Source organism: Sphingobacterium sp. UBA5789, assembly GCF_002418355.1.
Taxonomy (GTDB): Bacteria; Bacteroidota; Bacteroidia; order Sphingobacteriales; family Sphingobacteriaceae; genus Sphingobacterium.
Map to the genome: position 1 here is coordinate 15,333 of NZ_DIDX01000007.1, position 12,317 is coordinate 27,649.

General features: G+C 40.2%; 10 protein-coding genes. 6 read left to right on the plus strand and 4 right to left on the minus strand.

Features of this window, described 5'->3' with window-relative positions; genetic code table 11:
* Positions 1 to 226 precede the first annotated feature (226 nt).
* The 4 genes from B4B65_RS17445 to B4B65_RS17460 all read right to left on the minus strand — a co-directional run bounded on the left by B4B65_RS17445 (position 227) and on the right by B4B65_RS17460 (position 5,533).
* Complete coding sequence (locus B4B65_RS17445) at positions 227 to 1,729, minus strand: alpha-L-fucosidase (protein ID WP_293917357.1); 1,503 nt, start codon at positions 1,727 to 1,729, stop codon at positions 227 to 229.
* An 8-nt stretch (positions 1,730 to 1,737) separates the two neighbouring features.
* On the minus strand, positions 1,738 to 3,345 hold the full coding sequence (locus B4B65_RS17450) for a beta-N-acetylhexosaminidase (RefSeq protein ID WP_293917360.1): 1,608 nt from the start codon (positions 3,343 to 3,345) through the stop codon (positions 1,738 to 1,740).
* Between the two features lie 214 nt (positions 3,346 to 3,559).
* Positions 3,560 to 4,996: a dicarboxylate/amino acid:cation symporter gene (locus tag B4B65_RS17455; RefSeq protein ID WP_293917363.1), complete on the minus strand. Its 1,437-nt coding sequence runs from the start codon at positions 4,994 to 4,996 to the stop codon at positions 3,560 to 3,562.
* A gap of 186 nt (positions 4,997 to 5,182) precedes the next feature.
* On the minus strand, positions 5,183 to 5,533 hold the full coding sequence (locus tag B4B65_RS17460; protein ID WP_201678786.1) for a 4Fe-4S dicluster domain-containing protein: 351 nt from the start codon (positions 5,531 to 5,533) through the stop codon (positions 5,183 to 5,185).
* Between the two features lie 161 nt (positions 5,534 to 5,694).
* Between B4B65_RS17460 and B4B65_RS17465 the strand changes: the two genes are divergently transcribed.
* The 6 genes from B4B65_RS17465 to B4B65_RS17490 all read left to right on the plus strand — a co-directional run bounded on the left by B4B65_RS17465 (position 5,695) and on the right by B4B65_RS17490 (position 12,236).
* Positions 5,695 to 6,708 (plus strand): acyl-CoA reductase, encoded by a 1,014-nt coding sequence (locus tag B4B65_RS17465; RefSeq protein ID WP_293917368.1) that lies wholly within the window; start codon positions 5,695 to 5,697, stop codon positions 6,706 to 6,708.
* 62 nt (positions 6,709 to 6,770) lie between these two features.
* Positions 6,771 to 6,974 carry a hypothetical protein gene (locus B4B65_RS17470; protein ID WP_002994039.1) on the plus strand — a complete coding sequence of 68 codons (204 nt, stop codon included), beginning with the start codon at positions 6,771 to 6,773 and terminating at the stop codon, positions 6,972 to 6,974.
* Between the two features lie 7 nt (positions 6,975 to 6,981).
* A complete protein-coding gene (locus B4B65_RS17475) occupies positions 6,982 to 7,662 on the plus strand; it encodes a cell division ATP-binding protein FtsE (RefSeq protein WP_002994038.1) in 681 nt (226 codons plus the stop codon).
* A 163-nt stretch (positions 7,663 to 7,825) separates the two neighbouring features.
* The gene (locus B4B65_RS17480; protein ID WP_201678783.1) at positions 7,826 to 8,371 is read left to right on the plus strand and encodes a nucleotide exchange factor GrpE; all 546 of its coding nucleotides are present in this window, start codon (positions 7,826 to 7,828) and stop codon (positions 8,369 to 8,371) included.
* An 11-nt stretch (positions 8,372 to 8,382) separates the two neighbouring features.
* A complete protein-coding gene (gene dnaJ, locus B4B65_RS17485) occupies positions 8,383 to 9,531 on the plus strand; it encodes a molecular chaperone DnaJ (protein WP_201678782.1) in 1,149 nt (382 codons plus the stop codon).
* Positions 9,532 to 9,836: 305 nt separating this feature from the next.
* Complete coding sequence (locus B4B65_RS17490; RefSeq protein ID WP_293917373.1) at positions 9,837 to 12,236, plus strand: alpha/beta hydrolase family protein; 2,400 nt, start codon at positions 9,837 to 9,839, stop codon at positions 12,234 to 12,236.
* Positions 12,237 to 12,317: the final 81 nt, after the last annotated feature.

Sequence of the window (12,317 nt, forward strand, 5' to 3'; positions counted from 1 at the left end):
GCAGGGCAGAGAGGTTTGAAGCCAGTAAGATAAAACGAACGAAAGCGTTTGCCGGTGTCCTCACCGGCAACCTATAGAGGCACAAGCAATATGCTTGTGTCAGAAAAAAAGCTAGTAAGTCCTTAGAGAAACCGTCTTATTTCCATAGAAATTTTAAACGAAAGAGCCAGATTTGAACATATTCAAATCTGGCTATCACTATTCAAGAGTTTGGCAAAACGGCCAGTTACATTTTCGCATCCATTAGCTTGTCTGTTTTCACATCGCCCTTTTTAGTGGCAATCTTAATAACAAAAGGCTTCTCTGATTGGAAATCTTTAGGCAGAATAACATCGAAATACGTACTCTTATCTAGATCCAAACCGATATCACTGCGTTTCAATGTTAAAGACTGTCCATTAATTAATAAAGAAGCACTTTCAGGTATTTCTGTAGCTTTCTTATCGATCGCTATGCGCACTATATTATTAACAGGTCTGTTAAACACAGTCAGGTATACTTGGTCATTTTTACGTGTAAAGTATCCATATTTAGATGGTGCAAGTCCTGCATATTTGACACCATAGACCGCTTCAGCATTAATTTTCATCCAATCTCCTAATTCTTTCGCTAATTTATCTTCTCCGGGATGCATTTTACCATTGCCGTCAGGACCAAAGTTTAGCACAAAATTACCGCCCATGGATACAGAATGCATGAGCATATCAATAAGATCATCTGAAGTCTTGGTATATAATCCTGTCCAGTCTTTCATATACCCCCAGCCATTTGGAGGAATGGTCATGACACAATCCCAGTCCCTTCCTTCCAGCCAACTGTATTCTTCAGGCAGTTTCCGCTCCCATCCTTGTTCATAATCACCTAACATATCTCCATTGGAATCAAAATGACGTTTTCCAAATTCATCATTCCGAAAACGGCTTCCGATAATAAGCCCGGGATGTTTTTCACGCAATTCTTTTTCCAGTTTATAAGTAAAATCATAGCTTTTGATCCAGGACTGATCCCATGTACCATCAAACCAGAATCCCTTTATCTGCGGATAGTTTTTCAATAATTCGAGCAATTGATTTTTAGTATAGGTCAGGAACTTCGTATATTTTGCCTTTTCCTCTTCTGTTTTAGGTTCTTTACCCATATAATCAGGGTTATTCCATTCCAGAATAGAAAAATACAGATACACATCAATACCCTCAGCGGTGTAAGCATCCACTACCTGCTTTACAATATCTTTTTTATAAGGTGATTTTGTAATGTTGTAATCCGTATATTTTGTAGGCCATAAGGCAAATCCGTCATGATGTTTGGTAGTGAATATTACATATCGGGCACCCATATCTTTCGCCTGCTTTGCCCATTGTTTGGCGTCAAAGTCTTTCGGATTAAACTGTTTGTAAAGATTATCATATGTATTTCTCCAATCTTTAGGTGCAGTAGTTCCGCTCCATGTGCGTATCCATTCAGAGGCAGCAGCGCCACCTCGTGCACTTACTCCTTCCCATTCATTTCCGGGAATAGCATATAGCCCCCAATGGATAAACTGTCCCAGACCGTACTGACGAAAACGCTCCATATCCTCATCTGTACGATGAGCAGGTGTTAGCGGTCCGTATTTGACTTCGATTCTTTCTTTTGGCTTTTGTTTAGGCCCGGTCCATTGTGCGTGTGCGGAAAGCGTACTAAGCAAACCTGCACCAGCCAGTAAGGCCGTATACAATTTGTTTTTCATATTCATTATTATTCAGGGTTATCGATATAGGCGCGCTGTGTTTTGTAAACAACAGGCTCAGGATTGGTCTTATTAAACGGATCAAAATAATACAGATCTGCGGCTCTGTACAGCCGGAGATGAGCGGGAAGGTAATCGCAAAAGCGTTCAAAATTCTTTACTTTATCTGTACTCCACGCTACTTCAGCCATAGCTGCAAGTCTTGGAAAAATCAAATAATCCAGTCGATTCGTATTGGTTACGGTTTCCGTCCAGAGATTCGCCTGTATTCCCAGTATCTGATCCTTGCGTACTGTCAATGAATCGTATTTGGACGGACGAAAATGATATACATCAGCAAGAGCATTGAAACCTTTTCCCCATTTACGTCCATAACGGTGATTCTCATCCTGTACAAAATCAAAATAAAGCGGAAGACGCGGACATAATATGGTAGGATATCCGTTTTGAAGGACTGTTTTCAACTGGTCCGGTTTGTCATGACGCCACCACATCAGGATAGTCTTATCTTTTGGCAATCCGGCATCAGCCATTTCATCCCATGCTAATACCTTTGCTCCCATATTATAAACGCTATCTGCCATACGGCGCATAAAATAGGTTTCCACCTGTTTATTATCTGTCAGCTGATATTTAGTCTTCAACTCCTTAATTTGTAAATCACTATTCCAGGCTTCACTACCAAAAGAGACCTCATCTCCTCCCAGATGTAACATCCGGGCAGGAAAAAGCACATTTGCTTCTTTGAGGATATGTGTCAGATATCCGTATGTACCCTCCTTACCAGGATGGAATGTAAAATCAGGATGTTTATCATTACCCCCTCCGCTATATTGCGGATAAGCACGGTTAGCCGCTGTGGCATGGCCTGGCATATCTATCTCCGGTATTACTTCAATATTACGGTCTGCCGCATAGCGGACAATCTCTTCTATATCAGACTGTTGATAATACTGAGCAGCAGCAGTAGCATTTGTAAACGACCCTACTCCCCCGACAAGGGTAAGTAAAGGGTAACGCAATATTTCCAGTCGCCATGCAGGTTCATCTGTCAGGTGCCAGTGAAATTTATTCAATTTGTAAAAAGCCATCCAATCGAGTAAGGATTTAACCTTTTGCTTTCCAAAGAAATGCCGGGACTCATCCAGCATAAATCCACGCCAGCCATAAGCAGGCTGATCCTTAATTTCACAATAAGACAATTCCATTGTCTTTGCAGAAGAGGTAAGGATCATCTGAAGTAAACTAACTGCTCCATATAATGCTCCTTTACCTGTAGATGCACGAATTTCTACTTTATCCTTAACAATTCTGATTACATAACCTTCTTCAGATACTTTCGTATCGGACACAAAATGAATAAGTGCTTTATTAGAATCTTCACCTACAAACCAGGTGGCAGATTTATTTTTCAGTACCTCCTGCTGAAGGTACTGCACTGCTCCTGTAAATTGTGTACTTGCCGACCAGATATGTGCAGACTGCTGTAACTTCAAAACACCGTCTCCGATCTCCACGGATTGTGGTTGCGGTATAATCCGTATACTGTTCTTTACCTGTGCAGCACATATGCATGTAAAGCATAAAAGAAAGCTAAGAATCAAATATTTACGCATAGGTACTCACAGTTAGAATTTATAATCAGGTTTAACATTCTTTAAATATATTAATTATGTCCTTGAGTTCGCTTCACACAAACGTTTGCATAATTTCCGAAAACGTTATCGTGTAGCATTTGTTACATTGCTGACAGGTCATTTATTTAAAATATATCCATAAAAAAAGGACTCGTTGTGTACAAGTCCTTCTATATTATCATCAGAATAACGTCTAAAGCGCATCCGGATCATCTGTACGATAAGGTGCTTCTTCATCAAATTCCCCTTCCCACTTTGCAACCACTACGGTAGCCAGACAGTTACCAATCACATTGACAGATGTACGCGCCATATCCATCAACTCATCAATACCTAATATGGCAGCAATGACAAATACCGGAAGACCAAACTGATCAGCTGTAGCAATCAGGATAATCAGTGATGCACGAGGTACTGCTGCTACTCCTTTGGAAGTAATCATCAGGGTAAACGCAATCATCAACTGTTGTCCGAATGATAAGTGCATACCTGCTGCCTGTGCTACGAAAATAGCTGCCAAGGACAGGTAAAGTGAAGTACCATCCAGATTAAAACTATATCCTGTAGGAATGACAAAGGAAACAATACGACGGGGAACCCCAAAACGCTCCATCGCACTCATTGCTTTAGGCAATGCAGCATCTGAACTGGTCGTCGCAAACGCAATAGATACAGGTTCCTTGATCGCATTAATAAACTTAAGAATAGGTATTTTGAGATATAATGCCACTGGAAGTAATACCAAAAGCAGGAAGAATATGAGCGCCAAATACAGTGTTGCCAGCAACATAAACAGATTCTTGAGTATATCGACTCCAAGATGCCCGACAGTATAAGCCATCGCTGCCCCCACTCCAATAGGAGCAAAATACATGATGATATTGGTAAACTTAAACATCGCTTCGGAGAGACTTTCCGTAAAATTGACCAGCGGCTTTCGTTTCTTTTCTTCAACCAGTGCCAGACCTATTCCAAACAGTACCGAGAAAACAACAATCTGTAAAACCTGATTTTCATACACTGACTTTACAATATTTTCCGGAAACAGGTCTCTGAAAAATGCGGTAAACTTAAATACGCCATGTACATTTTCCGGCAAATGATCCAGGGAGTTCTGGTCCGGATTTTCCTTCTTGACGGGAAGTTCTTCATGTGGCATATGCTGTATATCTATACCTACACCTGCATGTGTAATATTGATGGCGGCCAATCCTATAAAAATAGCACAGGTAGTAGCACAAAAGAAATAAAGCATAGATTTCCAGGCCATACGACCTACCTGCTTCAAATCAGAGTGTCCCGCAATTCCGTAGACTAAAGTAGCGAACAGAATAGGACCTACAATTGTTTTCACCAATTTGATAAACCCTTTGCTCAAAGGCTGTAAAGCAATTGCGAAATTAGGGAAATCTATTCCCACAAAAATCCCGAGAATCATACAGGTAAGAATCCATGAAGTGAGATTCTTACGTTGAAAAGCATTAATAACTAAAACAACCCCAACAACCCACCGAACTACCATCATTACATCAGGAGAAATACTCACCCAATTAAACTCGTAAAGAACTGTTAATATAGTGGCTATTGAAAGAACTGCAAAGGTCAAAAGACCCATTTTTGATTTAAACATTCAGTATTTATTAAGGTTATTTAATGAACAAAAATAAAAAATATGGTAGTACCGACAAATTTTATTCGTGGATTATCCTTTTTACCGCACATTGTTTTATCGCAAGTCGATAAAAACAGGACTAAATAAAAAAGGCTTATTCCGTTAGAAACAAGCCTTTTATATACAAATTAGATAAAATCTTTATTATTCGCCGTGAAGCCAGGCTTTCTTAGCCAGTAATTCTTCTTCTGTCTCTCTGATGTCTTCATCATCCACACAACAGTCTACCGGACACACTGCTGCACACTGTGGCTCATCGTGGAAACCTACACATTCTGTACACTTATCAGAGACGATATAATATACCTCATTAGACATGGCATCCTGTGTTTCGTTAGCATCCAATGTAACACCATCTCCAAAATCGATAACTCCGTCCAAAGAAGTTCCTTCCGAAAATTTCCAGCTTACTCCTGCATCATATATTGCATTATTCGGGCACTCCGGTTCACAAGCACCACAATTAATACATTCGTCTGTAATTTTAATTGCCATTTATAACCTCTCAATTATGATAAATAAACTATTTTTGCATTGCAAAGATAATACATTAGATTTTTAATCGTATAGAATTAAAGTAATATTCAGTAAGTGAATCCTTTGCTGCGACAAAGATATGACAATTTGATGTTTTTAACATATAAGAATTAAAGATTTTGACAAAAGAACAACGCATTCATGCATTTGCGGAGCTGGGAAAGCAGCTCCTGCATCCATCTTCAGAATTTACAGAGATAATGACAAGAGCTGAGACCAGAAACCCATGGTATACAGTCTCGAATGTTCAGAATGCGGTGACAGCCCTGGCAAATAATCTGACAACCGAACAACTTAACAACTGGCTCGCTCCTTACCCGGATATTACTTCTGACAAAACGGTGGGTATGGTATTAGCCGGAAATATACCTTTAGTAGGTTTCCATGACATTCTATGTGTACTTATTGCCGGATTCAAAGCTCAGATAAAGGTGTCTTCCGATGATGCCGGACTCACTGCTGCAGTTTTACAACTGCTGACTGCAATCGAGCCCCGTTTCTCCGAAACTGTACATATTGCAGACCGGCTTGCAGACTTCGATCTGGTCATCGCTACAGGAAGTGACAACAGTTCCCGCTATTTTGAGTATTATTTTGGTAAAAAACCACATATTATCCGCAAAAACAGAAACTCAGTAGCCGTAATTTCGGGATCGGAGACGAAAGAGCAGCTGGAAGGTCTGGGACATGACATCTTTGATTATTTCGGATTAGGATGCCGGTCCGTATCTAAGATATTGATCCCGAAAGATTATGATGTAGCACATTTATTTGAAGGAATAGCATCATTTGAAGCTATACAGCATCATTATAAGTATGTAAATAACTATGATTACAACAAATCCTTATATCTCATCAACCGGGATAAACATTATGACAACGGATTTGTTTTGTTGAAGCAAGACCCACGTACGGCCTCGCCTCTTGCAGTTGTTTTCTATGAAGAATATGACAATATTGCAGATGCAGAGAATTATCTGAATCAGCATGCAGAGCAGATTCAATGTGTCACCTCTTCACTTGATCTTCAGATCCATATACCTTTATTCCGGCTAGGTGGAAGTCAGTGTCCTGCTTTGAATGATTATGCTGATGGAGTCAATACGCTGGAGTTTTTATTTGCAAACGCTTAAGTATAGCTTTATTTTAGCATTCATAAGTCAGGTTTATCAAAAAATTCTAACTTTGTATAGATATGTACATCGTTAAAGTAAAAGGAGTCGCTAAAATACCGGATTACGTACAACTCAGAGACGATGAGTTTACGCTGCTGGCTTACTTTAGAGTCGATAGACCCGACAAATCTTTAGAAAAAATTGGTCTTGGGGATAAGGCAGCATATATTATGGAGATTGTGCAGGAGCTTCCCTTTGGTCAGATTAAGAAATTAGAATTATAAGCATAAGATGATAGGAAATACCGTAATTACGCTCAAAAACGTTGATATCTACCAACAAAAACATTTAGTTCTGTCCAATGTCAATCTCAAAATAGATCAGGGGGAATTCCTTTACCTTATCGGTCAGTCCGGTAGTGGTAAAAGTAGTTTGCTGAAGATTATCTACGGAGATCTTTACATTGGCAACGGAGAAGGAATGGTAGCAGGATTCGACCTGAGAAAGCTACATGACAATGATGTACCCTACCTCAGACGTAAATTAGGCATTGTCTTTCAGGATTTTCACCTTCTTAATGATCGTACTATCGAAAAAAATCTGGAATTTGCACTTAAAGCGACTGGCTGGACAGACAAAGGATTGATTCAGGGCAGAATGCTGGATGTACTGGAAAAAGTAGGTCTTCGTTCTAAATTAAAGAAAATGCCGCATGAGCTATCAGGTGGTGAGCAGCAGCGTGTTGTTATTGCAAGAGCACTGCTAAACAATCCTGAGATTATTCTCGCAGATGAGCCTACCGGAAACCTTGACCCAGCTACATCAGAAGAGATTGTGCTCTTATTACGTGACATCGCCTCTTCAGGTACTGCTGTACTGATGGCTACACATGATTACCAGATTATACGCAATATGCCTGCCCGCATCCTTAAGACTTCGGACGGCGCATTGCATGACAATGTGGAAATATAGTCGCACTGACGACATGACATAAAAAGACTGTAATCCGACAGTTTGTTAGTTCATTTTAATTTAAACTGACAAGCTGTCGGATTTTTTTCGTTTGGCAACAACTTTGAGCCAGCATCAGCAGGTATTTTAACAACTTAAAGTATTATTATATTCTATAGCGATCATGAGTGAAAAAGAACATATAAATGGTGAGCAGGAAGCTCCGCAAGAAGAAAATCAACCCATTGAAAACACTTCTGGTGAACAGGCAGAAAACACAGCAAATGAGGTAACATTGGAACAACAGTTAGCAAATGCACAGGATAAATACACTCGTCTGTTTGCTGAATTTGACAACTACAAAAAACGTACTTCAAGAGAGCGTGTAGAACTGATCCAATCAGCAGGTAAAGATGTTATCGCTAAATTACTATCTGTACTGGACGATTTTGACCGTGCACTGAAATCCATGGAAACAGCCCAGGATGTACAATCTGTAAAGGAAGGTATTGAGCTGGTCAATAATAAATTCAGAAAAACACTGGAACAGGAAGGATTAAAAGAGATGGATGTCATCGGACAACCTTTTGATGCAGACCTTCAGGAAGCTATCACATCAATCCCTGCTCCTTCTGCAGACCTCAAAGATAAAGTCGTAGATGTAATTGAGAAAGGTTACTATCTCAACGACAAAGTAATCCGTTATGCAAAAGTGGTAGTAGGAAAATAATAAGGAAGACGATGTCAAAAAGAGATTATTATGATGTATTAGGCGTGGCACGCGGAGCAGATGCTTCGGAGATCAAGTCTGCATACCGTAAACTGGCCATCAAATATCACCCGGATAAAAATCCGGATAATAAAGAGGCGGAAGAAAAATTTAAAGAGGCCGCTGAGGCTTACGAAATATTAAGTAATCCCGAAAAACGTCAACGTTACGACCAATTCGGTCATGCCGGTAATTCGGCTTCCGGATATGGTGGCGGAGGTATGAATATGGATGACATATTCAGCCAGTTTGGTGATATTTTCGGTGGTGGCAACCCTTTTGAAAGTTTCTTCGGAGGTGGTTCACGCGGAGGCGGTGGCAGACGTGTACAGAAAGGTACTAATCTGCGCATCAAAGTAAAACTCACATTGGATGAAATTGCCAAAGGAGTAGAGAAAAAAGTAAAAGTAAACAAACAGGTAAGCTGTACTACATGTAACGGTACGGGAGCTAAAGATAAATCTTCTTATCACACCTGTAATACCTGTGGAGGATCAGGTTCTGTAAGACGTGTCACCAATACAATATTGGGTCAGATGCAGACAACAAGTACCTGTCCGACCTGTAATGGTGAAGGTGTGGAAATTACTGCAAAATGTACAACCTGTAAAGGTGAAGGACTGACAAGAGGTGAAGAAACAATCTCTATCAATATTCCTGCAGGTGTAAGTGAAGGTATGCAGCTTTCCATGAGTGGTAAAGGTAATGCAGCTCCGAGAGGCGGTATACCGGGTGATCTGATTATTCTGGTAGAAGAAGTACCTCATGAGCAACTGAAGCGTGACGGAATAAACGTGATCTATGATCTGTATATCAACTTTGCAGATGCAGCGCTGGGTACATCTGTAGAAATTCCAACTATAGATGGAAAAGCAAAGATCAAAATCGACCCGGGAACACAGGGTGGTAAAATCCTGCGTTTGAAAGGCAAAGGTATTCCTGAAGTAAATTCTTACCACAAAGGAGATCAGCTGATCTACGTCAATGTATGGACTCCAAAGGCAGTCTCTTCAGAAGAAAAAGCACTTTTGGAAAAACTAAGAGAATCGCCGAACTTCAAACCGCAGCCCGGAAGAAGTGAAAAATCATTCTTTGAGCGTATCAAAGAATACTTCGAGTAAGCAGATTACTATATTTTAATTGAAATATAAGAGGGTATCCATTCGGGTATCCTCTTTTTTTGTATGCTCTGACAAAACTATTTCCCTGGCTTTTCTACAGATCCTGATCTGCCAGTAATTCTATTATTTCTTTTTTTTGCAACAATGTTACTTTTATAAATCAAATCAAATCAGTATTTTCGAAGATTACAATAACTCTTTAACTTTTATAATAACCCTTTCACCGGGGATTTTTGAAATACGAACAGATGCGATTCATATCTGCCAGTTGGCGGATAACCATTTGAAAAACAACTTGTATATATATGAAAAAACGTCTTACCTTACTTTTTATAGGCCTGGCGACTTTTAGTTTTGCTCAGGAGAGCATTACTTATCAGAAACCATCCGCTGAAATATTACAGCTTGCTGAATATGACAGACCACCTTCTGTCTCTATGGATAGCAAAAAAGAGTGGATGATCCTCTCCTACCGCCCTACCTATAAAACCCTCGAAGATCTCAGTCAGGAAGAAATGAAACTGGCCGGCCTGCGAGTGAATCCTATTACCAATATCTCGAGTACAGCTGTATATCAATACAATCTGAAGATCAAAAGAATAAAAGACGCAACGGAAACACAAGTACAGGGACTTCCTCAACAGGCAAAAATCACCAATTTATCTTTCTCTCCGGACAGAAAGACAGTAGCCTTTACAAATACCACTGCCAAAGGTGTGGAGCTTTGGATCATCGAACTGGCAACAGCTCAGGCTAAAAAACTGACTTCGGATAATCTCAATGCTAATCTCGGAAGTCCTTACTCCTGGTACAGGGATTCAAAATCGCTGCTAGTAAATGTACTGCCGGCTAACAGACCTGCATTACTGGATGAGAAAAAAGATCTTCCGGCAGGACCTACCGTATCAACAAGTGACGGTAAAGTTTCTCAAAACAGAACCTATCAGGATTTGCTGAAAAACCCTAAAGATGAAACTAATTTTGAAACACTGGCTTCATCAGAACTTTTTAAAGTAGACCTGAATGGCACGACAACCAAATTTAAAAATGCGGCCATCTACACTTCAGCTTCTTTTTCTCCGGATGGCAAATACATCATGCTGACAACGATCAAAAGACCTTACTCCTATATTGTGCCGTTAAATCGCTTTCCTATGGAGAGTATCGTGTATGATATGAACGGTGAGGAAATCAAAAAAGTAAACGATGTACCTCTGACAGAGATCATGCCTAAAGGGTTTTCTTCTGTCCGCACCGGCAAACGTGCAATGGGCTGGAGAGATGATCTGCCCTCAACATTATACTTTGCACAGGCGCTGGATGAAGGAGATCAGGCTAAGAAAGTAGAATATCGTGATCAGGTATTTACCTGGGATGCCCCTTTTACTTCTGAGCCTAAAGCGTTGGCTAAAACAAAAGACAGATATGCTGGTATCCTATGGGGAGATGCTACTCATGCTTTTCTGTATGAAAGCTGGTATGATACCCGTAACCGAAAGACGCATCTGCTGAATCCGCAAACCGGAGAGACGAAACTATTTAATGATCGTAATTTTCAGGATGTGTATAATGATCCGGGAAAAGTACAGACAGAACGCAATCAATATGACAGAAATGTACTTCAGATCAAAGATGGTAAAACCTACTGGATAGGCGACGGATTTACAAAAGAAGGTCAGTTTCCGTTTATAAACGAAATGGATCTTACAAACTTCGCAACAAAACGTTTATATACGTCCAAACTGAAAGATCAGAAAGAAGATATCAACGATATTCTGGATTCAAAAAAAGGCGAAATACTGGTCATGCTCCAGTCTAAAAATGACTATCCGAATTACTTCATCAAAAATATTAAAAACAATAAAGTATCAGCACTGACACAGTTTGCCAATCCTTTTGCGAGTATTAAAGATGTACATAAGGAAGTAATCAACTATAAGCGTAAAGACGGAGTCGATCTTTCAGGTACTCTTTATCTTCCGGCTGGCTACGACAGAACAAAAAAGGAAAAACTGCCTTTACTGATCTGGGCATACCCTGCTGAATATAAAGATAAAAATACAGCAGGTATGAGTACTGCCAACCCCAATGAATTTACATTCCCTTACTATGGATCATTTGTATATTGGGTAACCAAAGGTTATGCTGTTTTGGATGATGCAGCATTCCCGATTATAGGAGAAGGAACGGAAGAACCCAATGACACTTTTATTCCGCAGTTAGTCGCCAATGCAGAGGCAGCTATCGATGCAGTAGACCAACTCGGTTATATAGATCGTAGTCGTGTGGGCGTAGGCGGACACTCTTACGGAGCATTTATGACGGCCAACCTGCTGACTCACTCCAATCTGTTTGCAGTAGGAATAGCACGCAGTGGTGCATACAACAGAACATTGACACCATTCGGATTCCAGAATGAGCAACGCAATTACTGGGACGTACCTCAGGTATACAACGAGATGTCTCCGTTCATGAATGCAAATAAAATGAAAACTCCAATGTTATTGGTGCATGGTGAAGCGGATAACAATCCGGGGACTTTCACCCTTCAAACAGAGCGATACTTCCAGGCATTAAAAAATCTGGGTGCTCCTGTGCGTATGTTGCTGCTTCCGAAAGAATCACACGGATACGCCGCCAAAGAAAACATCCTTCACCTCTTGTGGGAACAGGATCAATTCTTAGAAAAGTATCTTAAAAAATAATCTGATCAACTCCCGGAAGACCTCCGGGAGTTTTTTTATAGCTTCTTTTCATTTATTGACATTTGTCAATGCTTATAAATA

Bases quoted from the DNA above. Each gene is read 5' to 3' on its own strand.
- B4B65_RS17445 (WP_293917357.1), bottom strand. From the start codon at position 1,729: ATGAAAAACAAATTGTATACGGCCTTACTGGCTGGTGCAGGTTTGCTT.
- B4B65_RS17450 (WP_293917360.1), bottom strand. From the start codon at position 3,345: ATGCGTAAATATTTGATTCTTAGCTTTCTTTTATGCTTTACATGCATA.
- B4B65_RS17455 (WP_293917363.1), bottom strand. From the start codon at position 4,996: ATGTTTAAATCAAAAATGGGTCTTTTGACCTTTGCAGTTCTTTCAATA.
- B4B65_RS17460 (WP_201678786.1), bottom strand. From the start codon at position 5,533: ATGGCAATTAAAATTACAGACGAATGTATTAATTGTGGTGCTTGTGAA.
- B4B65_RS17470 (WP_002994039.1), top strand. From the start codon at position 6,771: ATGTACATCGTTAAAGTAAAAGGAGTCGCTAAAATACCGGATTACGTA.
- B4B65_RS17475 (WP_002994038.1), top strand. From the start codon at position 6,982: ATGATAGGAAATACCGTAATTACGCTCAAAAACGTTGATATCTACCAA.
- B4B65_RS17480 (WP_201678783.1), top strand. From the start codon at position 7,826: ATGAGTGAAAAAGAACATATAAATGGTGAGCAGGAAGCTCCGCAAGAA.
- dnaJ (WP_201678782.1), top strand. From the start codon at position 8,383: ATGTCAAAAAGAGATTATTATGATGTATTAGGCGTGGCACGCGGAGCA.
- B4B65_RS17490 (WP_293917373.1), top strand. From the start codon at position 9,837: ATGAAAAAACGTCTTACCTTACTTTTTATAGGCCTGGCGACTTTTAGT.